22 protein-coding genes are annotated in these 21,960 nt (G+C 61.3%); 13 read left to right on the forward strand and 9 right to left on the reverse strand.

Going from position 1 to position 21,960, the window contains the following annotated elements; genetic code table 11:
* Nucleotides 1–23 precede the first annotated feature (23 nt).
* The 4 genes from CKW07_RS20560 (at nucleotide 24) to CKW07_RS20575 (ending at nucleotide 2,693) form a co-directional block, all read left to right on the forward strand.
* Complete coding sequence (locus tag CKW07_RS20560) at nucleotides 24–713, forward strand: OmpA family protein (RefSeq protein ID WP_095146783.1); 690 nt, start codon at nucleotides 24–26, stop codon at nucleotides 711–713.
* A gap of 90 nt (nucleotides 714–803) precedes the next feature.
* Nucleotides 804–1,523, forward strand: coding sequence for an OmpA family protein (locus CKW07_RS20565; protein ID WP_095146784.1), 720 nt, complete (start codon nucleotides 804–806; stop codon nucleotides 1,521–1,523).
* Nucleotides 1,524–1,663: 140 nt separating this feature from the next.
* Entirely contained in the window at nucleotides 1,664–1,942 is a 279-nt protein-coding gene (locus tag CKW07_RS20570) for a DUF1145 domain-containing protein (protein ID WP_095146785.1), read from the forward strand.
* On the forward strand, nucleotides 1,935–2,693 hold the full coding sequence (locus CKW07_RS20575) for a hypothetical protein (protein ID WP_095146786.1): 759 nt from the start codon (nucleotides 1,935–1,937) through the stop codon (nucleotides 2,691–2,693). The genes CKW07_RS20570 and CKW07_RS20575 overlap by 8 nt, the downstream gene beginning before the upstream one ends.
* A gap of 482 nt (nucleotides 2,694–3,175) precedes the next feature.
* Here the strand turns inward: CKW07_RS20575 and CKW07_RS20580 are convergent, their stop codons facing one another.
* Entirely contained in the window at nucleotides 3,176–3,640 is a 465-nt protein-coding gene (locus tag CKW07_RS20580) for a DUF2269 family protein (RefSeq protein WP_095146787.1), read from the reverse strand.
* A 99-nt stretch (nucleotides 3,641–3,739) separates the two neighbouring features.
* Here CKW07_RS20580 and dinG point away from each other — a divergent pair, with 99 nt between their 5' ends.
* From dinG to pdxH, 5 genes are all read left to right on the forward strand, one after another.
* A complete protein-coding gene (gene dinG / locus CKW07_RS20585; RefSeq protein WP_095146788.1) occupies nucleotides 3,740–5,884 on the forward strand; it encodes an ATP-dependent DNA helicase DinG in 2,145 nt (714 codons plus the stop codon).
* An 82-nt stretch (nucleotides 5,885–5,966) separates the two neighbouring features.
* The gene (locus tag CKW07_RS20590) at nucleotides 5,967–8,312 is read left to right on the forward strand and encodes a beta-agarase (RefSeq protein ID WP_095146789.1); all 2,346 of its coding nucleotides are present in this window, start codon (nucleotides 5,967–5,969) and stop codon (nucleotides 8,310–8,312) included.
* 156 nt (nucleotides 8,313–8,468) lie between these two features.
* Nucleotides 8,469–9,614, forward strand: coding sequence for a serine hydrolase domain-containing protein (locus CKW07_RS20595; RefSeq protein WP_095146790.1), 1,146 nt, complete (start codon nucleotides 8,469–8,471; stop codon nucleotides 9,612–9,614).
* Nucleotides 9,615–9,735: 121 nt separating this feature from the next.
* Nucleotides 9,736–10,944, forward strand: a complete 1,209-nt coding sequence (locus CKW07_RS20600; protein WP_095146791.1) for an OmpA family protein — start codon at nucleotides 9,736–9,738, stop codon at nucleotides 10,942–10,944.
* Between the two features lie 40 nt (nucleotides 10,945–10,984).
* Nucleotides 10,985–11,632 carry a pyridoxamine 5'-phosphate oxidase gene (gene pdxH, locus CKW07_RS20605; protein WP_095146792.1) on the forward strand — a complete coding sequence of 216 codons (648 nt, stop codon included), beginning with the start codon at nucleotides 10,985–10,987 and terminating at the stop codon, nucleotides 11,630–11,632.
* Between the two features lie 5 nt (nucleotides 11,633–11,637).
* Here pdxH and CKW07_RS20610 read toward each other — a convergent pair whose 3' ends face one another.
* A complete protein-coding gene (locus tag CKW07_RS20610) occupies nucleotides 11,638–11,874 on the reverse strand; it encodes a hypothetical protein (RefSeq protein ID WP_095077402.1) in 237 nt (78 codons plus the stop codon).
* Nucleotides 11,875–12,043: 169 nt separating this feature from the next.
* Here CKW07_RS20610 and CKW07_RS20615 point away from each other — a divergent pair, with 169 nt between their 5' ends.
* A complete protein-coding gene (locus tag CKW07_RS20615) occupies nucleotides 12,044–12,508 on the forward strand; it encodes a glycine zipper 2TM domain-containing protein (RefSeq protein ID WP_095146793.1) in 465 nt (154 codons plus the stop codon).
* A gap of 80 nt (nucleotides 12,509–12,588) precedes the next feature.
* Here CKW07_RS20615 and nhaA read toward each other — a convergent pair whose 3' ends face one another.
* The gene (gene nhaA, locus CKW07_RS20620) at nucleotides 12,589–13,776 is read right to left on the reverse strand and encodes a Na+/H+ antiporter NhaA (RefSeq protein ID WP_095146794.1); all 1,188 of its coding nucleotides are present in this window, start codon (nucleotides 13,774–13,776) and stop codon (nucleotides 12,589–12,591) included.
* A gap of 273 nt (nucleotides 13,777–14,049) precedes the next feature.
* On the opposite strand from nhaA, the gene CKW07_RS20625 reads away from it, so the two are divergent.
* Nucleotides 14,050–15,144 (forward strand): PLP-dependent cysteine synthase family protein, encoded by a 1,095-nt coding sequence (locus tag CKW07_RS20625; protein ID WP_095146795.1) that lies wholly within the window; start codon nucleotides 14,050–14,052, stop codon nucleotides 15,142–15,144.
* Nucleotides 15,145–15,241: 97 nt separating this feature from the next.
* Here the strand turns inward: CKW07_RS20625 and CKW07_RS20630 are convergent, their stop codons facing one another.
* Together CKW07_RS20630 and CKW07_RS20635 are read right to left on the reverse strand one after the other, a co-directional pair.
* Nucleotides 15,242–16,855 carry an NAD(P)/FAD-dependent oxidoreductase gene (locus tag CKW07_RS20630; RefSeq protein WP_095146796.1) on the reverse strand — a complete coding sequence of 538 codons (1,614 nt, stop codon included), beginning with the start codon at nucleotides 16,853–16,855 and terminating at the stop codon, nucleotides 15,242–15,244.
* Nucleotides 16,856–16,963: 108 nt separating this feature from the next.
* Nucleotides 16,964–17,638, reverse strand: coding sequence for a COG3650 family protein (locus tag CKW07_RS20635; RefSeq protein WP_095146797.1), 675 nt, complete (start codon nucleotides 17,636–17,638; stop codon nucleotides 16,964–16,966).
* Between the two features lie 183 nt (nucleotides 17,639–17,821).
* Here CKW07_RS20635 and CKW07_RS20640 point away from each other — a divergent pair, with 183 nt between their 5' ends.
* On the forward strand, nucleotides 17,822–18,169 hold the full coding sequence (locus CKW07_RS20640; protein ID WP_256577083.1) for a hypothetical protein: 348 nt from the start codon (nucleotides 17,822–17,824) through the stop codon (nucleotides 18,167–18,169).
* Between the two features lie 12 nt (nucleotides 18,170–18,181).
* Here CKW07_RS20640 and CKW07_RS20645 read toward each other — a convergent pair whose 3' ends face one another.
* The gene (locus CKW07_RS20645) at nucleotides 18,182–18,781 is read right to left on the reverse strand and encodes a short chain dehydrogenase (protein ID WP_095146799.1); all 600 of its coding nucleotides are present in this window, start codon (nucleotides 18,779–18,781) and stop codon (nucleotides 18,182–18,184) included.
* Between the two features lie 105 nt (nucleotides 18,782–18,886).
* Here CKW07_RS20645 and CKW07_RS20650 point away from each other — a divergent pair, with 105 nt between their 5' ends.
* Nucleotides 18,887–19,801: a LysR family transcriptional regulator gene (locus tag CKW07_RS20650; RefSeq protein ID WP_095146800.1), complete on the forward strand. Its 915-nt coding sequence runs from the start codon at nucleotides 18,887–18,889 to the stop codon at nucleotides 19,799–19,801.
* On the opposite strand, the gene CKW07_RS20655 is transcribed toward CKW07_RS20650, so the two are convergent.
* From CKW07_RS20655 to CKW07_RS20665, 3 genes are read right to left on the reverse strand one after another with little or no spacing between them, the layout of a single operon-like run.
* The gene (locus tag CKW07_RS20655; protein ID WP_095146801.1) at nucleotides 19,792–20,295 is read right to left on the reverse strand and encodes a DoxX family protein; all 504 of its coding nucleotides are present in this window, start codon (nucleotides 20,293–20,295) and stop codon (nucleotides 19,792–19,794) included. The two genes, CKW07_RS20650 and CKW07_RS20655, sit on opposite strands and share 10 nt — an antisense overlap.
* On the reverse strand, nucleotides 20,292–21,068 hold the full coding sequence (locus CKW07_RS20660) for a DUF2063 domain-containing protein (protein ID WP_095146802.1): 777 nt from the start codon (nucleotides 21,066–21,068) through the stop codon (nucleotides 20,292–20,294). The genes CKW07_RS20655 and CKW07_RS20660 overlap by 4 nt, the downstream gene beginning before the upstream one ends.
* Entirely contained in the window at nucleotides 21,065–21,958 is an 894-nt protein-coding gene (locus CKW07_RS20665) for a DUF692 domain-containing protein (protein ID WP_371850662.1), read from the reverse strand. Before CKW07_RS20665 ends, CKW07_RS20660 begins: the two co-directional genes overlap by 4 nt.
* Nucleotides 21,959–21,960 lie beyond the last annotated feature (2 nt).

The raw sequence follows: 21,960 nt of genomic DNA on the forward strand, positions 1-21,960 counted from the left end.
CCGATCCCTCAGGAGATAACTCGATGAGCATAGTTCGGACAGCATTACCCTTGGTTCTGCTAACCAGTGTGTTGACTGGTTGCGCAGGTTTGCAGAAAACAGACTGGCCGACCTGTGCTGCGGTCGGTGGCGTTGTGGGTGCCGGTCTCGGCGCGACGGAAAGCTCGGCCTGGGCTGGCAGTGGCGCGCTGATCGTGGGGAGTCTGGCAGCCGCCTATTGCTGGGTTCATGGCGACGGTGACGAAGATGGCGATGGTGTTCTGGACAGTCGTGACAAGTGCCCTGGCACACCGAAAGGTACGCAGGTCGATGCAGATGGTTGCCCTCCACCGGCTCCTGTGGTTGAAGAGGTCGTGGTGGTCAAGGAAGAAACCATCGTTATCCGCGATGTGAATTTCAGCTTCGACTCGGCCAAACTGACCGAAGCCGACAAAGCCAAGCTTGAAACCATTGCCACCCGCCTGAAACAGGAAGCACCTTCCGCCCGGTTGAGCGTGACCGGACATACCGACAGTGTCGGCAGCGATGCCTACAACCAGGCACTCTCGGAAAAACGTGCGCGTTCGGTGGTCGAGTACCTGATCGAAGAAGGCGTGCCACGCGCCAGTTTCGTTTCGGTGAGCGGCGCCGGGGAAAGCCAGCCAGTGGCCGACAACTCAACCGCTGACGGCCGTTCGATGAACCGTCGTACCGAAATCAAAATCAACCGTTAGACCCTCTCGCCTCCGCGCCTTGTGCAGTCGCGGAGGCGGGTCTTTACTCCTGTGTGACCGGTATGGACCGGTGACACAGGAGCAATCACCATGAGTGTTCGCCTGCGAGCCGCAATGCCGGTTCTTCTGCTCGGCAGCCTGTTGACAGGTTGCGCCACACACAGCGACGGCACTGCCCCCCTCAATCAAGGTAACTGGCCGATCTGCAGCTTGATCGGTGGCTTGGTAGGCGGCGGTCTGGGGGCCATTGAAAGTGCGAGTTGGGCAGGGGGCGGTGCGGCACTCGGCCTGTTGACCGGTGGCTTGATTTGTTACGCACAGGATGGCGACGACGACGAAGACGGCGTGTTCGATCGCCGTGATCATTGCCCCGACACTCCCGCCAGTACCCCGGTCGACAACAGGGGTTGCCCGGTTCCTCAGTACCCGGCCACCGTCAAGCCGGTCGAGGCCCCTCAAGATGAAGTCATCACCCTCAGCGATCAAGGCAATGTGCTGTTCGCCTCCGGCTCGGCCGAGCTGACACCGGCTGCCAACGAACAACTGATGGCGCTGATGGGCAAGCTGAAAAATGCCGACGTGGCGAGTATCAAGGTGCTCGGTCACACCGATAGCCAAGGGGCGGATGCTTTTAACCAGGGGCTTTCCGAGATGCGTGCCAGCAGTGTGGCCGCATTTCTGTTGGAACAGGGCCTTGCGCCGGACAAAGTGACCAGCCAGGGCGTGGGGGAAAGCCAGCCGGTGGCCGACAACGCCACCGAAGAAGGACGGGCAAAAAACCGTCGGGTGGAGCTGGTGATCGGACACTGATCAACCGCTGCCGGACCGGCGATCCTCGTCGAACCGGCAGCCAAACAGCGGGCTCAAGAAGAATTTTCACTGGCCTCTGGCGTATTCCTCGTGGAAGTCGTTACTGTGCGCGCAAAGAATAATGATCCACGGGGGCGCGTATGAAAGTGTTTTGGGGGTTGGGGAAGTGGTTGACCCTGATGTTCTGGCTGGTGGTGCTGATCAATCTGATCCAGCCGTTCACCAATCCGATTCATTTGATGGTCAATCTGGTCGGTAGCCTGTTGCTGCTGACCCATCTTCTGGAACTGGTGCTGTTCAACCGCAACCTTAAAACCCGGCCGCACCCTTGGCGTGATCGTTTGCAGGTCCTGGTGGTCGGCATCTTTCATGTGCAGACCATCGCAACGTCTGACTCTACGGAGGCCTCCCATGCGTAAGCTCTGTTTGCTGGCCGCGCTGGTCAGTCCGATGGCTTTGGCGCAGGTGGTCACGGTCGAAACCCATTCGCTGGTGCGCCTGCCCAATACCGCCAGCGTTTTGCAGCTGGAACGGCTGGAGGTGGCGGATTACGGTACGTTGCTGATCCCTTCGAATGTCACCGAGTTGAATGTGGGCCTATTGCAGCTGGGGCGCGAGGCGCGGATCGCCATTGTTCCCGGTGAGCAGAGCCTGCAATTGAAGGTCAGCCGTGCGCAGTTGGACTCGGGCAGCCAGATCACGTCCCGCGGTGCGCCTGGTACTTACCTCAAGGCTGCACGCGCGGGGCGCAACCTGAATCTACGGATTGCCTCGCTCAATGCACCCGAATTGTCGATCGATGCCCGTGGTGGCGCGGGGGCGCCGGGTTACGTGGGGCTTGATGGTGCCAATGGTCAGGAACCCGGTTGTACTTGGGGAGAGGCGGGGCGAGGTGCCGATGGTGATAACGGCGGCGATGGTCGTGCCGGTGCCCCGGGCGCGTTGGTGCGCGTGGAGTTGCCGCGTGATTATCCGGAGCAACAGATCAAGGTGCTGGTCGAGGGTGGCGTCGGTGGCGTGGCGGGGGCCGGTGGTAAGCCGGGGGCGGGAGGCAAGGCCAAGGGGTGCTTCGTTTATCGCGCTGATGGCGGCAAGAGTGGGCGGGCCGGTGCACCGGGGCAGCCTGGGCCGGCTGGTGCGCCGGGTTCGGTGACGGTTCAGCGGCTGTAAATCTGCTTTGATTGGTATGGCCCCCGATTTTCTGTGGGGGCGGGCTTGCTCGCGAAGGCGGCCTGGCAGTCAACCATTCTCTTGCGGGTGCGGTGTACATATCCTTTGCTGCGGTCATGGCTACTTATGGTTCCGCCCTTACGGCGGGTCACTTTGGCAAACGCCCCAAAGTAACCAAAGGTCTCGCCCCGAGCGTCCGGCCCCTCGCCGAGGCTCGGGGTTCCCTCGACTCCGGCATTCCTCAGGGGGCATCGCCCTCCGGTCGGCTTCGCTCGACCTCCATGCGATGTCCTCGACTGCGTCGAGGGGCGCTGCGCGCCATTCCCCTGATGAACGCCTGCGCTCGGCCTGCCGATGGGGCGGGTGGATCAAGATCAAAAGCCAGAGCCAGAGCCAGAGCCAAAGCAAGATCAAGGGCGGCAGGCGAGCTAACGCTCGGCCTGTTGAGTGGTGGTGGTGGTGGTGGGTTGTCAGCGAAGTTGTTAGAACATCGGCCGCGCGGCGGCGATGGCTACCAGTAGTAGTCCCAGCAGCAGATTGATTCCTACCAGGCGGCGAATGCTGCCAAGGGTCGCGGCGCCGGTCGGCCAGTCCTCGGCCAGCACGGCTTCGCGCAAGTGTGGAAGTTGCAAGGCTTGAATGCGGATGAACAGGGCGGCCATCACCAGATACAGGCCCATCATGATCTGTACATAGCGTGGCGCGGTTTCAAAGCCGCTGAAGTGCAGGTGAATCATCCCCACTCCGCTGACCGGCAGGATCACCACCGCGATCCAGACCCAGACAAAAAAGCGTTGAAACACGTCTACCCACAGTTTCAGCCGGGCCGGGCCTTCCAGTGTTTTTACGGCTGCCGGGCGCAGGACCATCCAGGCGAAAAACATGCCGCCTATCCAGATCGTTGCAGCCAGTACATGGAAGGTATAAATGATAGCGAAAGGTGTCATTGGGGTACTCCGTTCTGCGCGGGATTCATTAGCGGGGTATGATAGCGACCGATCCGAACCACTGAAAATTTATCCAGCGTTTTTTGCGCCCGACAATCCATGATCAGCACTGAACTCAAAACCACGATCCAGGGCGCCTATTCGCGTTTTCTCGAAGCCAAGAGCCTGAAGCCGCGTTACGGCCAACGTCTGATGATCGCCGAAGTGGCGAAAGTCCTGGGGGACATCGACACCGACGACGAAGGCCGGCGTAGTGGCGACCCCGCTGTCGTGGCGGTGGAAGCCGGCACCGGTACCGGCAAGACCGTGGCCTACAGCCTGGCGGCGATCCCGACTGCCAAGGCCGCCGGTAAACGCTTGGTGATTGCCACCGCGACCGTCGCCCTGCAAGAGCAGATCGTCTACAAGGACCTGCCGGACCTGATGCGCAACAGCGGGCTGAACTTCAGCTTTGCGCTGGCCAAGGGCCGTGGACGCTACATGTGCCTTTCCAAGCTCGATATGCTGCTGCAGGAAGGCCACGCCCAAACCGCCACCGCGCAACTTTTCGAAGAAGAAGGCTTCAAGATTGAGGTCGATGAGGCCAGTCAGAAGCTGTTCACCAGCATGATCGAGAAGCTCGCCGGCAATAAATGGGATGGCGACCGCGACAGCTGGCCCAATGCCCTGGAAGATGCCGACTGGGCGCGCCTGACCACCGATCACAGCCAGTGCACCAACCGGCATTGCCCCAACTTCGGCCAGTGCGCGTTCTACAAGGCCCGCGAAGGCATGGGCAAGGTGGATGTGATCGTCACCAACCACGACATGGTCCTGGCCGACCTGGCGCTCGGCGGTGGTGCGGTGCTGCCGGATCCCCGTGACACGCTCTATGTGTTCGATGAAGGTCACCACTTGCCTGACAAGGCCATCGGCCACTTCGCCCATTACACCCGTCTGCGTTCCACCGCGGACTGGCTGGAACAAACCGCCAAGAACCTCACCAAACTGCTGGCCCAGCACCCGTTGCCCGGCGACCTGGGCAAGCTCATCGAGCAAGTGCCGGAGCTGGCGCGGGAGATCAAGACCCAGCAGCAGTTCATGTTCAGCGCCTGCGAACAGGTGGCTGACTTCAAGCCCGGTGAAGATGTCGAAGGCCGGGAGCGTCCACGTCACCGTTTCGTGGGCGGAGTGGTTCCCGAGCACATGCGCGAGATGGGCATCGAGCTGAAGAAAGGCTTTTCGCGCCTGACGGACCTCTTTACCCGGCTCACGGATTTGCTGAAAGAAGGCATGGATGGCGAGGTCAACATCGGCATCGCCAGTAACCAGGCGGAAGAGTGGTACCCGCTGTTTGGCAGCCTGTTGTCCCGCTCCCAGGGCAATTGGGAGTTGTGGACGGCATTCACCGCGGAAGACCCGGAAGACAACCCGCCGATGGCGCGCTGGCTGACCCTGGCCGAAAGTGGTTCGCTGTTCGACATCGAGGTCAACGCCAGCCCGATCCTGGCCGCAGAAATGCTGCGTCGCAACCTGTGGAATGTGGCCTATGGCGCATTGGTCACTTCGGCGACCCTGACGGCCCTCGGCACGTTCGAGCGTTTCCGCATGCGTGCCGGCCTGCCGAAGAAAGCCGTGACGGCCGTGGTGCCCAGCCCCTTCCTGCATGCCGACGCCGGTGTGTTGCGGGTGCCGGATTTGCGGGCCGATCCTCGCGACGCCCCCGCCCATACGGCGGCGATCATTCGTGACCTGCCGGAACTGGTGGAAGGTTCGCGCGGCACCCTGGTGCTGTTTTCTTCGCGCAAACAGATGCAGGACGTGTTCGACGGGCTGGATCGGGATTGGCGCAAGCAAGTATTCATCCAGGGCAACCTGTCGAAACAGGAAACCTTGAACAAGCACAAGGCGCGAGTCGATGGCGGGGACTCCAGCGTGTTGTTCGGGTTGGCCAGTTTCGCCGAGGGCGTCGACTTGCCGGGTGCCTACTGCGAGCACGTGGTGATCGCCAAGATCCCGTTCTCGGTACCCGATGACCCGGTTGAAGCCGCGCTGGCCGAATGGATCGAGGCCCGGGGCGGCAATCCGTTCATGGAAATCTCGGTGCCCGACGCCTCGCTCAAACTGGTCCAGGCCTGCGGGCGCTTGCTGCGTACCGAAGAAGACCGCGGCACCATCACCCTGCTTGACCGGCGCCTGGTCACGCAGCGCTACGGCAAAGCGATCCTCAACGCGTTGCCGCCGTTCCGTCGCGAAATATCTTGACTCACGGTGGGCGAAATCGCCCGCCGCGTTGTCTATCCCCTATCACCGATTGCACACTGGCCCTAGGGAGAACCTGGTTCATATGATTCGCCGCACGTTACCCGCTGTTTTTGCCCTGATGTTTGCCGCTCCGCTGCTCGCGGCACCCGCCGGGCAACAGACGCTGTTCAACTTTGTTCGACCCGCCGACGTTGTCCAGGTGGCGACGCAGGATGCCAGCCTGCCGCAATCCAATGCGGAGCAAACAGCCGAGGGTGAAGTGCTGCGTAGGGTGACGTTCAACCCGGTGGCGCAACCGAGCCTGCGCCTGACGCCGCAAACCGGTGCCTGGGACTGGTCGCAGTCCGGGGTCATGAGCCTGCGCCTGCAGAGTGCGATGAACTGGGCGGTCACCCTCTACGTGAAGATCCAGAGCAGTGACGGCAAGGTTCTGGTCAGCCGCGTCGACCTGCCAGCGGGGCCTGCGCAAACACTGCTGGTACCGCTGACCCCCAGCTCGCCACTGAGCCAGGGGATGAAAGCCGGGCCGCCCATGCCAATGATGGTGGATGGCCAGCGGGTATTGCTGGCCAGCAGCGAAGGGCAGCTGGATCGCAGCCAGGTAGTCTCGGTCACGCTGTCGATGGATCATCCGAAAGTCGCCCAGAGCATCATGCTTGAGCGCTTTGGCGTGCAGGACGGCGAAGCGGTGATCAGTACTGTCTATGGCTCGTTGGTCGATGCCTATGGCCAGTCCAGCCGGGCAAAGTGGCCGGAGAAAGTGGCCACTGACGATCAGCTCAAGACCGCGGCGAATAAAGAGCAGCAGCAACTGAACACCTGGCTGGCAGAGCGCGGGCGTGCGTCCCTGGACACGTTCGGCGGCTGGAGCAAGGGCCCGGCCTTCAAGGCCAGCGGCTTTTTTCGCACTGAAAAGCGTGATGGTCGCTGGTATCTGGTGACACCGGAAGGTCATCCGTTCTATTCCCTGGGGGTCAATACCGTCACCGCGGATGCCGCTCGGACTTACGTCGCCGGGCGTGAAGGAATGTTCCAGTCGTTGCCGACAAGCGACGAGCCTTTGGCCCGTTACTACGGCGAAGGCGATAACCGTGGCGGTAACGGTGCCGACCGGGGCCGTGGGTTCAATGCCGGCCGCTGGTACGACTTCTATGGCGCCAACCTGCAGCGTACCTATGGCCAGCCGTGTATCGTTGCGACGGCAGCCAAAGTCGATGAGGCCACGGCCGACGCCAGTACCGCGCCTTGCGTGCCTTCTGCCTTCGATGAAAAGCGCTGGGCCGGCCACACCCTCGACCGCCTGCAGGCCTGGGGTTTCAACACCCTGGGGAACTGGAGCGCTCCAGTGCTTGGCCTGAACGACCGCGTGCCCTACACCTTGCCGCTGTCGATCGTTGGCGATTACACCAGCATCAGCACCGGCAACGACTGGTGGGGCGGCATGCCTGATCCGTTCGACCCGCGTTTCGCCATGGCCACCGAGCGCGCCGTGGCCATTGCCGCCCGTGATCATCGCGACGATCCGTGGTTGATCGGCTATTTTGCCGACAACGAACTGGCCTGGGCAGGTCCCGGCGATGACCCGAAGGCCCGTTATGCGCTGGCCTACGGCACGTTGAAAATGACCACCGATGTACCGGCCAAACGGGCGTTCCTCAAGCAATTACGCGACAAATACCGTAATCAGGCCGGGCTTTCCAAGGCCTGGGGCATCGACCTGCCAGCATGGGAGTTGATGGAGGACCCGGGGTTCGTGCCGCCGCTGCCAAGTGCGGAGTACCCGGAAATCGAAGCCGACTTCAAATACTTCCAGAAAGTCTTCGCCGATACCTACTTCAAGACCATTTCCGACTCGCTGAAATGGCATGCCCCCAACCATCTATTGCTTGGGGGCCGGTTTGCCGTCAGCACACCAGAGGCCGTGGGGGCCTGCGCGCAGTATTGCGACGTGCTGAGTTTCAACCTGTACACGCTCAAGCCACAGGAGGGTTATGACTTCGCCCAACTCCAGGCGTTGGACAAGCCGGTGTTGATCACCGAATTCAACTTCGGCTCGCGCGATCGCGGACCGTTCTGGGCGGGTGTCACTGAGGTGGCCAGGGAAGAGGATCGTGGTCCGGCCTACGCCAACTTCGTCAAGCAGGCGGTGAGCGAGTCATCGATTGTCGGCGTGCACTGGTTCCAGTACCTGGACCAGCCGGTGACCGGTCGTCTGCTGGATGGTGAGAACGGTCATTTCGGACTGGTAGGGATCACTGATCTGCCATTCCAGGGCTTCGTCGACAGTGTGCGCAAGGCCAACCTGCAGGCTGTTGATCAGTTGCGTAAAACCGCTGAAAAAGCCAGGGTAACGGCCGAAAAAGCGCAAAGCACCAGCCCTGGCGAAGAGGGCGGGAAAGTCGACCACGAGGCGAAAACCTCGGACTAGGGCACTCACGTCGGCGGGCTTTCGGGAAAAGGCCACTGAACCCTGAAACTCCATGCTTCAAAGCACTGACCGCCCGGCCTGCGCGGGTTCCCAAAACCCTCAAGGGCTGGAACAATGCGGGCCTTTGTATCAAGACGTTTTTCCGGGGAGTGGCGGGTGCAGATTCAGGGTCATTACGAGCTTAAATTCGAAGCGGTACGAGAAGCGTTTGCGGCCCTCTTCGACGATCCTCAGGAACGCGGTGCTGCATTGTGCATTCAGATCGGCGGCGAAACAGTCGTCGACCTGTGGGCCGGTACGGCGGACAAGGACGGTAGTGAAGCCTGGCACAGCGATACCATCGCCAACCTGTTCTCCTGCACCAAGACCTTTACCGCCGTGACGGCCCTGCAACTGGTTGCCGAAGGCAAGTTGCAGCTCGATGCGCCGGTTGCCCGGTACTGGCCCGAGTTCGCCGCGGCGGGCAAGGAGGCAGTTACCTTGCGCCAGTTGCTCTGCCATCGGGCCGGCTTGCCGGCACTGCGTGAGTTGCTGGCCCCCGAAGCGCTGTACGACTGGCAAACCATGGTCGATGCATTGGCTGCCGAGGCGCCTTGGTGGACGCCGGGTGAGGGGCATGGTTATGCCGCGATTACCTATGGCTGGCTGGTGGGGGAGTTGCTGCGCCGTGCCGACGGCCGGGGTCCGGGCGAATCGATCGTGGCGCGTATTGCCCGTCCATTGGCGCTGGATTTCCACGTCGGCCTGGCCGATGAAGAGTTTCATCGCGTGGCGCACATCGCACGCGGCAAAGGCAACGTGGGTGATGCTGCCGCACAGCGTCTGCTGCAGGTGACCATGCGTGAGCCAACGGCTATGACCACGCGAGCCTTCACCAATCCACCGTCGATCATGACCAGCACCAACAAGCCGGAATGGCGCCGGATGCAGCAGCCGGCGGCCAATGGCCACGGCAATGCGCGTAGCCTGGCCGGGTTCTACAGTGGTCTGCTCGATGGCAGTTTGCTCGAAAGCGACATGCTCCAGGAACTGACCCGCGAGCACAGCCTGGGTGAAGACAAGACGTTACTGACCCGGACCCGTTTTGGCCTGGGTTGCATGCTCGATCAACCGGACGTTCCCAACGCCACCTTCGGCCTCGGACCTCGGGCGTTTGGCCATCCCGGGGCGGGTGGTTCCGTCGGATTTGCCGACCCGGAACACGATGTAGCCTTCGGTTTTGTCACCAATACCCTGGGGCCTTACGTCTTGATGGACCCGCGTGCGCAGAAGCTGGTGCGGGTTTTGTCTGAATGCCTGTAAATAGAGTTGCTGAAGGCGCTTTTTCGATAAAAAATGCTTGGTAACTTTCCGTGTTACAAAGCGTCTGTTGTATACGGGTCACAGCGACCCACAGCTATTTATCTCATTTTGTGGATATCCCATGTCACCGAACAAATCTCTAGCCTTGGCACTGTGTCTCAGCATCACTGGTTGCGCACAGACCCCACAAAATGACGCAGACGGTGGCCACTGGTGGTCATTGGGTTCCGGTCCCGACAAGGTCGCGGACAAAGGCACTGCCAAGCAGGACGTCAAAGCGGATCCCAAGGCAGCCAGTGCGCCGGCTCCTGCCAGCACTGCAGCCAGTACTGCCAGCAAGGCCAAGCCTGGTGTAAGCGCTGCAGCGCCCGCGGCGGCTCCTGCGCCAACCCCGACGCCGGTCGCCAAGGCCCAGGACACTGGCAGCAGCTGGTGGCCGTTCGCCTCCTCGGCGTCCGCCGACAAGGCACCCGCCTCGGAAATCAAGGTACTGGCGCCAATCCCTGCCAGCACGTCCGCCGCAGCGGCGGCCAAGGCCGATTCCGAGAGCAAATGGTGGTGGCCATTCAACGACCAGCCAAAAGCGGTGACCAAGGCAGACATCAAGGACGTTCCGATGCCTGATCCGAAAATCACCCAGGCCTGGCTGGACGACTACGAGCCACGCCTGCGCAGTGCCATTCAGGACAAGCGTTTGCAGGTAGAGCGTCGCGAAAACGTGCTGGTGGTGATCGTGCCGGTAGACGAAACCTTCAACCCGAAACGGCCGACCATGCTGCTGCCATCGACGCTGGGTCCGTTCTCCCGGATCGCCAAGCTGGTGGAAGGCGATACCAAGACCTCCGTCCTGGTCCTCGGCCATGGCGACTCCTCAAGCGCAGCCTCGTCGGCACAAGCGTTGAGCAAGGATCGTGCGACCTCCGTGGCGTCGATCTTCAGCCTCGGCGGCTTGAAGCGTGATCGCCTGATGTTGCGTGGCATGGGTGACCTGATGCCGCGTGCCGCCAATGACAGTGCTCAGGGTCGTGCCTTGAACCGTCGCGTGGAAATCGTGCTGACCCAACGCACCACCATGTTGGCGTTGCTGAGCAAGTACAGCCAGCCGACCCCGCCAGCCGCTGAAATGGTTGCGACACAGAGCGCGAAGCCTGCGACCGCAGCGGTAACTGAGAAGAAAGCCGCACCCGTGAAGAAAACCGCTGCGACTAAAAAGGCTCCGGCCAAAAAAGCCGCACCTGCCAAGAAGCAGCCGGCCAAGACCACCACTGCGGCGAAAAAGCCGGTGACGCCGACGGCTGATGCAACGGCAAAGAAAGCCAGCGGCCAGTAATCAGGCCAGGCACTGATTGATCAAGCACAAGGAAAATGCGATGACCCGGGCTCTGGCGGATATGCGCCGCGACTACACCCGCGATGGTTTGACCGAGGCTCAGGCCCCGACCGAACCCTTCGCGTTGTTTCATCAGTGGTTTGCCGAGGCGGTGAAGACCGAGCAACCTCCGGTCGAGGCCAACGCCATGACCCTGGCCACTGTTGATGCGCAAGGTCGCCCGCATTGCCGGATCCTGCTGCTCAAGGGGCTTGATGATCAGGGTTTTACCTTTTTCACCAACTACGACAGTGCCAAGGGTCAACAACTGGCGGTCAACCCGTTTGCCGCCATGACCTTCTTCTGGCCGACCCTGGAGCGCCAGGTACGGATTGAAGGGCGTGTGGTGAAGGTGACGCCTCAGGAGTCCGATGCCTATTATCAGGTGCGGCCAATGGGCAGTCGCCTGGGCGCCTGGGCATCTCCTCAGAGCGAGGTGATCGCTGATCGCGCCGAACTGGAAGAGCTGCTCAAGGTTACCGAGCAGCGCTTCACTGATACTCAACCGCATTGTCCGGAACACTGGGGCGGCTATCGTTTGCTGCCTGAGCGTATCGAGTTCTGGCAAGGCCGTCCGAGCCGTCTGCACGACCGTTTGAACTACCGACTGCAAGACGGCGGCTGGGGCCGTGAGCGTCTGGCCCCCTGAATCCTCTACCGGGCTGGGTAGGTGGCTGCGGCCGCCTCCAGCCACTTCGGCAGGTCCCTGCGTTTGATCTTCTGCTGCCGGGCGTTGTCCAATTGTTGCAGCATGAAGACTTTTTTCTGTTCGTCGTTGCCCGCCAGCGCCAGTGCCAGGTCGCGGTCCATCCAGCGTTTGATCCGCACATACAGCCACCCGTGGAAGTACAGGCCGGCAACGGTGGTGACGACAATGATGAAGTAGTCCATGAAAGTCCTTGGGTATTGCGGCGCAGGTTCTGAAAATGACCGCTACTGTATGAGGCGTTCTCGGGTGCGGCTGTACGGGGCCTGAATGAAACCACTTTTATCCGGGCGGCGTCGTGACAGGCGTCAAGCTGCGGAGTTTAATGAATACTGATCCTTTGGAGTTGATGCTATGCGTAAGTCTGTTCTGTTGGTTGCTTCCTTTTCCACGATGGCGATGTTGCTCACGGGCTGCCAGTCCAGCCTGACGGGTGATTCCTATTCCCGTGACGAGGCACGTCGGGTGCAGACAATTCGCATGGGGACCATCGAAGCCCTGCGTCCAGTGAAAATCGAAGGCACCAAGACCCCAATCGGCAGCCTTGCCGGTGCGGCCGTTGGTGGCGTCGGCGCCAGTTCCATTGGTCAGGGCAATGGCAGCATTGTGGCCGGAATCATCGGCGCGGTCGCAGGCGGCTTGATCGGTTCGGCTACCGAAGAAGGCCTGACCCGTACCCAGGGTGTGGAAATCACCGTGCGTGAAGACGACGGCAGCATGCGTGCCTATGTGCAGCAGGTTCAGGAGAACGAAGTGTTCCGTGTCGGCGAGCGCGTACGTATTGCCAGTGTCGATGGCACCAGCCGCGTATCGCACTGAGTTCCTGGCGCTCAAAACAAAACCCCGATCAGGTGACTGGTCGGGGTTTTGTGTTTTCAGTTGCTTGCAACGCTAGCGGCTTACGAGGAAATCGCCGGGCTCTTGCGACTGGCCATGGCTGTTACCGTGTAACCGATCAGTGCGGCGAGGATCGAGCCGGTCAGGATGCCCATGCGGTCCATGCCAGCGTATTCGCTGCTGCCCGGCACGAAAGCCAGCGAGCCGACGAACAGGCTCATGGTGAAGCCGATACCGCAGAGAATCGCGACGCCCAGTACCTGACCCCAGTTGGCGCCGGCTGGCAGGGCGGCGATGCCGGTTTTCACGGCCAGCCAGGTCAGGCCGAACACACCGACGGTCTTGCCCAGCAGCAAGCCGATGGCGATACCCATTGGCACGAAGTGGGTGAAGCTTTCAACCGTGACGCCCGCCAGCGGCAGGCCGGCGTTGGCGAATGCGAATAGCGGCAGGATGCCATACGCGACCCATGGGTGCAGCGCGTGCTCCAGGCCCAACAGCGGTGATGGCTCGGCATTCCTGGTGCGCAACGGTATGCAGAATGCCAGGGTCACGCCGGCCAGCGTGGCGTGGACACCGCTCTTGAGCACGCAGACCCACAGGATCAGGCCTATGATCATGTACGGCCCCAGCTTGACCACCCCGAGGCGGTTCATCGCCACCAGCGCGGCAATACAGGCGGCGGCCAGCATCAACGACAGTGTCGAGAGGGCGCCTGAGTAGAAGATCGCAATGATGATGATTGCACCCAGGTCATCGATGATGGCCAGGGTCATCAGGAACAGCTTCAGCGACACCGGTACACGTTTGCCCAGCAGGGCGAGCACGCCCAGGGCGAAGGCGATATCGGTGGCGGTTGGAATCGCCCAGCCATCAAGGGCAGGAGGATTGTCCTTGTTGAGGAACCAGTAGATCAGTGCGGGTACGAGCATGCCACCAACGGCGGCGGCTCCCGGCAGTACGATCTGCGAGGGCTTGGACAAATGCCCTTCAAGGACTTCGCGCTTGACCTCAAGGCCGATCAGCAGGAAGAACAGCGCCATCAGCCCGTCGTTGATCCATAACAACAGGGGCTTGGCGATTTTCAAGGCGCCGATCTGGGCGACCACGGGGGTCTCCAGCAGGCCGTTGTAGAGCCAGGACAGGGGTGAGTTGTTGATGATCAAGGCAAGAACTGCAGCGGCAATCAATAACAGACCGCTGGCAGCTTCCAACTGAAAGAAACGCGTGAAAGTGCTACGCAGAGGCAAGGTCGCTCTCCATCTATAGATTCAAAAGGTGGAACACCCTAACCCGTACGGTTAGTTGTTAAAACAAAAGTTATATTCTTTTTTGTTATATACCGTTACAACAGTGCCTCGACAGAGCCTAGCAGTTGCCTGGTGTATTGAACCCCAGCTGTACCTGTGCGTTATGTAGGTTTTTTCCTAAGCTTGTGGGCTGAGCCCTTTGACGAGGCCAGACCGTGCCTGTTGTCACCGCCAGGTTTCCCTACGGCCAACCGATTCAACGAGAAAAAGACCATGAGCGACAACCGACAGTGGGCCCGCGAAGCCATCCGGATCATCGAAGCCGACTTCCAGCGCAGCGCCGACACGCATTTGATCCCTTTGCCGCTGCCAGGCCTGCCGGGGATCGAGTTGTACTTCAAGGATGAGTCCAGCCACCCCACGGGGAGCCTCAAGCATCGGTTGGCGCGTTCGCTGTTTCTGTATGCGCTGTGTAATGGCTGGCTCAAGCCGGGCGCGCCGGTGATTGAAGCGTCCAGCGGTTCGACGGCGATTTCCGAGGCTTACTTCGCGCGATTGCTGGGCTTGCCGTTCATTGCGGTGATGCCGGCAACGACGTCCCCGGAAAAGATTGCGCAGATCGAGTTCTATGGTGGCAAAAGCCATCTGGTGCAGGACCCGACGCAGATCTACGCCGAGTCCGAGCGTCTGGCGCGCGAGCATGACGGGCACTTCATCGACCAGTTCACCTATGCCGAGCGCGCCACTGACTGGCGAGCCAACAACAACATTGCCGAGTCGATCTTTCAGCAGATGCGCTTCGAGCGTTATCCGGAGCCGAGCTGGCTGATTTCCAGTCCCGGTACGGGCGGCACCACGGCAACCCTGGGGCGTTATGTGCGTTATCGCCAGCACAGCACCCGCGTGTTGTGTGCCGATGCCGAGCGTTCAGTGTTCTTCGATTACTACCAGAGCGGCGATGCGAGCTTGCGCCTGGATTGCGGTTCGCGCATCGAGGGTATTGGCCGGCCACGGGTGGAAGCTTCGTTCATGCCGAAAGTGATCGATGCGATGGTCAAGGTGCCGGATGCCTTGTCGCTGGCGGCCATGCATTACCTGGCGCAGCGCCTGGGGCGGCATGTGGGCGGCTCCAGCGGGACCAACCTGATTGGTGCCCTGATGGCGGCGCAGCAGATGACGGAGGCAGGGGAGAGTGGTTCGATCGTGGCGATTCTGTGTGACAGCGGTGAACGTTATGCCACCACCTACTACGATCAGGACTGGTTGAAGGCGCAGGGGTACGAGTTGAACGGTTTGATCGCGGCCGTTGCGGCCAGTGTCGAGCGTGGCGAGCCGTTACCGACTTCAGTCCTGCGCGCCAATATCTGACAGCTCAACCGCCTGCTCCTTGTGGGAGCAGGCTTGCCAGCGAAGAAGGATCACGCGGGTGATGGCTTCGCAAGCAAGCTTGCTCTTACAGGGAGGGTCAGGCTTCGATTCCGAGAATATCCCGCGCCACCGCTTCGGCGATGCGAATCCCGTCCACGCCTGCCGACAGAATCCCACCGGCGTAACCGGCGCCTTCACCGGCCGGAAACAGGCCTTTGACGTTCAGGCTCTGCATCGTTTCGTTGCGGGTGATGCGCAGCGGTGACGAGGTGCGGGTTTCGATCCCGGTCAGCACGGCATCGTGCAGCGAGTAGCCGCGAATCTGCTTCTCGAACGCTGGCAAGGCTTCACGAATGGCTTCGATGGCAAAGGCTGGCAACGCCAGTGCCAGATCACCCAGCGCCACGCCGGGCTTGTAGGACGGCTCGACACTGCCCAGTGCCGTCGAAGGCTTGCCCGCAATGAAATCGCCGACCAGTTGGGCCGGTGCTTCGTAGTTGCTGCCACCGAGCACAAACGCGTGGGACTCCAGGCGCTCCTGCAATTCGATCCCAGCCAGCGGGCCGCCCGGATAATCGACTTCCGGGGTGATGCCCACCACGATCCCGGAGTTCGCATTGCGTTCGTTACGCGAATACTGGCTCATGCCGTTGGTGACCACGCGGTTCGGTTCCGACGTTGCTGCCACCACCGTACCACCCGGGCACATGCAGAAACTGTAGACAGAGCGACCGTTCCTGGCGTGGTGCACCAGTTTGTAGTCGGCGGCACCGAGCTTCGGGTGGCCGGCGTACTTACCCAGGCGCGCGCTGTCGATCAGCGATTGCGGGTGCTCGATACGGAAACCCACCGAAAACGGTTTGGCTTCCATGAACACGCCACGGCCGTGGAGCATGCGGAACGTGTCGCGGGCGCTGTGGCCGAGGGCCAGGACCACGTGCCGGGAGCGGATCTGTTCGCCACCGGCCAGCTCGATGCCGGTCAGTTGGCCGTCTTCGATCAGGACGTCGGTGACTTTCTGCTGGAAGCGCACTTCGCCACCCAGTGCACGAATCTGCTCGCGCATGTTTTCGACCACACCGGTCAGGCGGAACGTACCAATGTGCGGCTTGCTGACGTAGAGGATTTCTTCCGGCGCGCCGGCCTTGACGAATTCGTGCAGGACTTTACGGCCGTGGTGCTTGGGGTCCTTGATCTGGCTGTACAGCTTGCCGTCGGAGAACGTCCCCGCGCCGCCTTCACCGAACTGCACGTTGGATTCAGGGTTGAGCACGCTTTTGCGCCACAGGCCCCAGGTATCCTTGGTGCGCTGGCGTACTTCAGTGCCACGCTCGAGAATGATCGGCTTGAAGCCCATCTGTGCCAGCACCAGTCCGGCAAAAATCCCGCACGGGCCGAAACCGACCACCACCGGCCGCTCGTTCAGGTCCTCAGGGGCCTGACCGACCACCTTGTAGCTGACATCCGGCGCGGTGTTGACGTTACGGTCGTCGGCGAACTTGAGCAGCACCTTCGCCTCGTCGCGCACGTTGAGGTCGATGGTGTAGATGAAGCACAGTTCGGAGGACTTTTTCCGCGCATCGTAGCTGCGCTTGAACAAGGTGAAATCGAGCAGGTCATCACTGGCGATGCCCAGGCGCTGCACGATGGCAGGGCGCAGGTCTTCTTCGGGATGGTCGATCGGCAACTTGAGTTCGGTGATTCGTAACATGACAGGATCCGGTTCGCGGGCGCACCAATGCGCCAAGGCGTTTCACAAACCGTCGATTATAAGCCCCAATGGCCGGTTCCAGTGAGGCTAAAACAGCAGCTCGTCGAATCAGTCGCTGCGGGCACCGCCGAAATACGCACAACCACGCTGAACCTGGCCATTGACCCGCAATTCTGCGCTCATGGACTGGACGCTGGGCAGGGTCGGGTCAACGCAGCGTTGCGGGGCGATCCAGAGTTCGACGTGTTGGTTGTTGGCTTCGCTGCTGAGGTTGAAGCGGCCGTCACCAACTTGTTCTTCCAGGTAGGGCAAGGCCAGTGCCGGCTGCCCCGCGCGCTGGATGACCATGCCCTTGCCCGTCACGTTGACGCTCCATTCGGGGGTGTTGCCGCTGGCCCGCAGGATCAGGCGCTGGAAGTCGGGGTTGTCACAGGACGCACCCAGACGCTGCAGGCGATACAGTTGCTGGACGTCGAGTTGTGCCTGGTTGCCGGAGACAGTGGCCGAGGGCACCCGACCGCGCAGGTCGGCGAACACTTTGTGCTGGGTGCCGGCCAGTGTTGCCGCTTCCTGCAGGACGCTGGTGGCGCCCGCGTCATTGACGAGGTACTGGCGGTTTTCCTGGCACGGCGCAAACACCAGCTTGCCGTTGGCCATGCTGAGTTCGCCCTGCATGCGGGTCAGGCCGGCCGTGGAGGGCGCCTGCGGCGAACTCTGAAGCAACTGGCAACCGCCGAACAAGGGCAGCAGGGCGACAAACATCAGGGAACGGGCAGCGCGCATCGATGGCTCTCCAGGCAAGTGCCGCCACGTTACGCAGCCGCGCCGGCAATCACAAGGCCGGTGTGACTCGGGGCGAGTTTGAGGACGGTCTGCTGCAACATTCTGTGCATTGTTCGTGCATGGGGAAGACCGGGTGTGTCGGCTACCCTGTGATCAGTCTTTTCAATGTCTGCTGGGGTGGGAATGCGCTACAAGGTTTGGTTGTTATTGCTGACGATGGCGGTGACCACGTCCAGTCAGGCGGTCGAGATTGATCTCTCATCGGCTAGGGACTTCATCAGGATGGAATTGCTGTTAAAGGATATCGACAGATCCAACCCCGACCTGGTGAGTTTGACTGTCACACTCTCTCCCCAAGCGGCGGAACGTATGGAGAAAGTCTCTCGTGAGTCGATAGGCCAGCCATTGACCCTGCTGATCAATGGCCGGGCGATAACCACGGCGACCGTGCATTCAGTTCTTGGTGCGCAGCTTCAGGTCGCGATGTCGCGCGCCATTGCCAAGGATCTGTTACCCACGCTCCTGGACTGACGCAAGAGGGTCTCAGTTGACGTGAAAGGTCTGGCCGGTCTGCAAACCTTCCACGCTCTTGGCGTAGGCCAGCCCGACATCGGCCCCCGATACCGGCTTGTAACCCCGGAAATACGGGGCGTAGTTGCCCATGGCCTCTACCAGCACGGTGGGGCTGACCGAGTTGACGCGCAGGCCACGGGGCAACTCGATGGCGGCGGCACGTACGAAACTGTCCAGTGCCCCGTTGACCAGGGCTGCCGAAGCGCCGCTGCGGATCGGGTCATGGCTGAGGATGCCGCTGGTGAAGGTGAACGACGCGCCATCGTTGGCGTATTCGCGGCCGATCAACAGGAGGTTGACCTGGCCCATGAGCTTGTTTTGCAGGCCCAGGGCAAAGCTTTGTTCGCTCATTTCGTCCAGCGGAGCGAAGGTGACGCTGCCGGCCGCGCAGACCAGCGCGTCGAACTTCCCGGTTTTTGCAAACAGGGCACGGATCGATGCGCTGTCACTGATATCGACCTGGAAGTCGCCGCCGTTGCGACCGATGCGGATGATTTCGTGGCGCTGTGACAGTTCTTTGTCGACTGCCGAACCCACGGTACCGCTGGCGCCAATCAAGAGAATTTTCATCGTGCTGTTTCCTCGGGTAAGTAAACGAGGTTTTAGTCTAGAGTGGTTTTTTCTGTTGATAAGCGCACTAATAGGCAACCTTTGGTTTTCAAAAGGAAACAATCCATGAGTGAAATGGATGATCTGGCGGCCTTCGCGGTGTTGATCGACGCTGGCAGCTTCACCTTGGCGGCGCAGCAGCTAGGGTGCAGCAAGGGGCAGTTGTCCAAGCGCATCAGTCTGCTGGAAGCCCGATTCAACGTGGTGTTGTTGCAACGCACCACGCGCCGCCTGAGCCTGACGGCAGCAGGAGCGGCATTGTTGCCCCAGGCGCAGGCCCTGGTGGTCCAGGTCGAGCGGGCGCGCCAGGCGTTGGCGCGGCTGAAGGACGACATGGCCGGCCCGGTACGCATCACCGTGCCGGTATCCTTGGGCGAGACGTTTTTCGATGGCCTGCTGCTGGAGTTCTCCCGGGAGTATCCCCAGGTCCAGATCGAGCTTGAACTCAACAACAGCTACCGCGACCTGTCCCGCGACGGTTTCGACCTGGCGATCCGCTCAGAGGTGGCCAACGACGAACGCCTGGTGGCCAGGCCGCTGTTGGCCTGGCACGAAATGACCTGTGCCAGTCCAGTCTACCTGGAGCAGTTCGGCGAGCCTCGGACGCCCGCGGACCTGGCCGAACATCGGTGCCTGCTCAACAGTCATTACAGCGGTCGGGAAGAGTGGCTGTACCACCAACAACATGAGTTGTTGCGAGTACGAGTAGGCGGACCCTTTGCCAGCAATCACTACAACCTGCTGAAGAAAGCCGCACTGGCCCATGCCGGCATCGCGCGGCTGCCTTCCTATCTGCTACAGGTGGAACTGGCGGATGGCCGCTTGTGCTGGCTGCTGCGCGACTACCAGACCCGCAGCATGCCGATGTACCTGGTGCACCCGTATCAGGGGGGCTTGCCCAGGCGCACGCAGGTGTTGGCCGACTACCTGATTGGCTGGTTCAAGCGCAGCGGCGAAGCGTTGGATAGCCTTCAGCGATAATGCCTGGCGATCAAGTGGTCGATCGACAGCTTGCCCGGGCCGGTGGCCATCAGGTACAGCAGGATCGCCGCCCAGGTGCCGTGGGTCGGGTAGGCATCGGAGTAAACGAACAGTTGAATGGTCAGGGTCATCCCCAGCAACGCCAGTGCGGAAAAACGCGTGGCGAAGCCCACCAGGATCAGGACTGGAAACAGGTGCTCGGCAAAGGCCGCCAGATGCGCGGCGATTTCCGGCGATAGCAGGGGGACGTGGTACTCGCTCTGGAACAAGGGAAGGGTCGAGTCGGCGAGGTGCGGCGCACCGAGTTCAAAGGTGCCGTCGATCAGGTCGATCGCCAGCCCCTCGACCTTGGTTTGCCCCGACTTCCAGAACACCGCGGCAATGGAGAACCGCGCGATGAAGGCGATCAGTCCCTGTGGAATTCTACTGAGCCACTCGATGGCGCGTTCGACCAGGCGGGCAACAGGGTTGATGTGTTCGCGGTGGGTGTTCATGGCGATACCTTGTCGTGTTGTTGCAGATGGGTAATGGCGTTACGGCTGATCAGTAGCGCCAGGCATTGGCTCAGGTCGAATGCCGGTGTGACATCCAACGCGTGGATTGCGGCCTGCTCCAGGCAGTCACCGGCTTGCAGGCGCTCGATAAAGCGGGCAGCCCCTTGATCGATGGCGAACACCTCGACGTGCAGGCCGTTGCGCAGGATTAGGGCGCACTGCTCTCGGTAAGGGGTCAGGGAGGGCGGCGGCTGGTCGTCCTGATGGGCGCTCCACACGCTGACCAGTGCATAAGGCGAGCAGAGGGTGAACAGCGACGGGTGCAGCTGAAACCGCAGCTGCGCCAAGGTTTCGGGCTCATTCAGGGCGGCGGCGAGCTGCATCGGGTCAATGCAGCCGGCATCGGCCGCGTGATAGGCGTTGATCCGCAGCCGCTCCAGGCGGGCAACATCGGCCAGGTACGGCACGCTGGCCGCAGGTGCAAAACCCTGGATGAAGTCGGCAAAGTCATGGCCGTAATCATTGATCACGGCATGGCGCGGGGGAGCATCTTGAACATAGGTGCGCGCCATGGCCCGGAAAAACGCGTCACCGACCAGTTGCAAGACCACCGGAAAGCTGTCCGTGAGAACATTGATCAGCGAGCTTTGTACGTTGTTCCGATAGACCGCGAAGCGACTGTCGGGGGCGGCGCCGTTGCTGCTGAACAATCCGGATGGGCAGGCCAGCGATGGATCCAGCAGCGCGGCGGCGAAGGTGGCTTGATCGCTCATGGCCGGGCTCCGGCGCAACGCAGCAACTCATCCGCCTGACGGGCTTCGTCGCACAGGACAGACAACGCCGGGATCTGATGGTCGCGTTCGATCAGGGTGCCCACCGGGCCGACGCGTTCCAGTACCTGCTGATACAGGGTCCACACGGCGTTATCGATGGGGGCGCCGTGATCGTCGATCAGCAGGCGGTCCCCCAGGTTGTCGGTGTCTTCGGCAAACCCGGCCAGATGAATCTCTCCCACCGCGTGCAGTGGCAGGGCGTCGATGTAGGCCAGCGGGTCGCGCTGGTGATTGATGCAGGACACGTAGACGTTGTTTACGTCCAACAACAGGCCGCAACCGGTGCGGCGTACAACGGCGTTGATGAAATCGGACTCGCTCAGGTTCGATTGGCGCCATTGCAGGTAGGTGGCGGGATTCTCCAGCAACATTGGACGTTTCAGCCGGGTTTGCACCTGATCGATATGTTCGCAGACGCGGTTGAGGGTTGGTTCGTCGTAGGCCAGTGGCAGCAGGTCATTGAGAAACACCGGGCCATGGCTGGACCAGGCCAGGTGTTCGGAAAAGGAATGGGGTTGATAGCGCTCGATCAACCCGGCAAGGCGCTCGAGATGCCGGGTGTCGAGTGGGCCTTCGGCACCGATCGACAGGCCGACGCCGTGCAGCGACAGTGGGTATTGGTCGCGGATCAGGCCCAGGTAGTGATGAAAGGGGCCGCCGGCGACCATGTAGTTTTCAGCGTGGACCTCGAAGAAGCCGATGTCCGGTGATGAGTCGAGCACTTGGGTGAAGTGCTCGCTCTTGAGTCCCAGTCCGGCGCGGGGCGGGAGCTGGTTTGCGCCTGCCTGGGCAACGGGCCGGGTGGAGTGTGCGGGTGAGGTCGGCATCATCA

The organism is Pseudomonas sp. Irchel s3b6 (assembly GCF_900187415.1).
Taxonomy (GTDB): domain Bacteria; phylum Pseudomonadota; class Gammaproteobacteria; order Pseudomonadales; family Pseudomonadaceae; genus Aquipseudomonas.

Coding starts and splice junctions, on each gene's coding strand:
- CKW07_RS20560 (WP_095146783.1), top strand. CDS start 24: ATGAGCATAGTTCGGACAGCATTACCCTTGGTTCTGCTAACCAGTGTG.
- CKW07_RS20565 (WP_095146784.1), top strand. CDS start 804: ATGAGTGTTCGCCTGCGAGCCGCAATGCCGGTTCTTCTGCTCGGCAGC.
- CKW07_RS20570 (WP_095146785.1), top strand. CDS start 1,664: ATGAAAGTGTTTTGGGGGTTGGGGAAGTGGTTGACCCTGATGTTCTGG.
- CKW07_RS20575 (WP_095146786.1), top strand. CDS start 1,935: ATGCGTAAGCTCTGTTTGCTGGCCGCGCTGGTCAGTCCGATGGCTTTG.
- CKW07_RS20580 (WP_095146787.1), bottom strand. CDS start 3,640: ATGACACCTTTCGCTATCATTTATACCTTCCATGTACTGGCTGCAACG.
- dinG (WP_095146788.1), top strand. CDS start 3,740: ATGATCAGCACTGAACTCAAAACCACGATCCAGGGCGCCTATTCGCGT.
- CKW07_RS20590 (WP_095146789.1), top strand. CDS start 5,967: ATGATTCGCCGCACGTTACCCGCTGTTTTTGCCCTGATGTTTGCCGCT.
- CKW07_RS20600 (WP_095146791.1), top strand. CDS start 9,736: ATGTCACCGAACAAATCTCTAGCCTTGGCACTGTGTCTCAGCATCACT.
- pdxH (WP_095146792.1), top strand. CDS start 10,985: ATGACCCGGGCTCTGGCGGATATGCGCCGCGACTACACCCGCGATGGT.
- CKW07_RS20610 (WP_095077402.1), bottom strand. CDS start 11,874: ATGGACTACTTCATCATTGTCGTCACCACCGTTGCCGGCCTGTACTTC.
- CKW07_RS20615 (WP_095146793.1), top strand. CDS start 12,044: ATGCGTAAGTCTGTTCTGTTGGTTGCTTCCTTTTCCACGATGGCGATG.
- CKW07_RS20625 (WP_095146795.1), top strand. CDS start 14,050: ATGAGCGACAACCGACAGTGGGCCCGCGAAGCCATCCGGATCATCGAA.
- CKW07_RS20630 (WP_095146796.1), bottom strand. CDS start 16,855: ATGTTACGAATCACCGAACTCAAGTTGCCGATCGACCATCCCGAAGAA.
- CKW07_RS20635 (WP_095146797.1), bottom strand. CDS start 17,638: ATGCGCGCTGCCCGTTCCCTGATGTTTGTCGCCCTGCTGCCCTTGTTC.
- CKW07_RS20640 (WP_256577083.1), top strand. CDS start 17,822: ATGCGCTACAAGGTTTGGTTGTTATTGCTGACGATGGCGGTGACCACG.
- CKW07_RS20645 (WP_095146799.1), bottom strand. CDS start 18,781: ATGAAAATTCTCTTGATTGGCGCCAGCGGTACCGTGGGTTCGGCAGTC.
- CKW07_RS20650 (WP_095146800.1), top strand. CDS start 18,887: ATGAGTGAAATGGATGATCTGGCGGCCTTCGCGGTGTTGATCGACGCT.
- CKW07_RS20655 (WP_095146801.1), bottom strand. CDS start 20,295: ATGAACACCCACCGCGAACACATCAACCCTGTTGCCCGCCTGGTCGAA.
- CKW07_RS20660 (WP_095146802.1), bottom strand. CDS start 21,068: ATGAGCGATCAAGCCACCTTCGCCGCCGCGCTGCTGGATCCATCGCTG.
- CKW07_RS20665 (WP_371850662.1), bottom strand. CDS start 21,958: ATGATGCCGACCTCACCCGCACACTCCACCCGGCCCGTTGCCCAGGCA.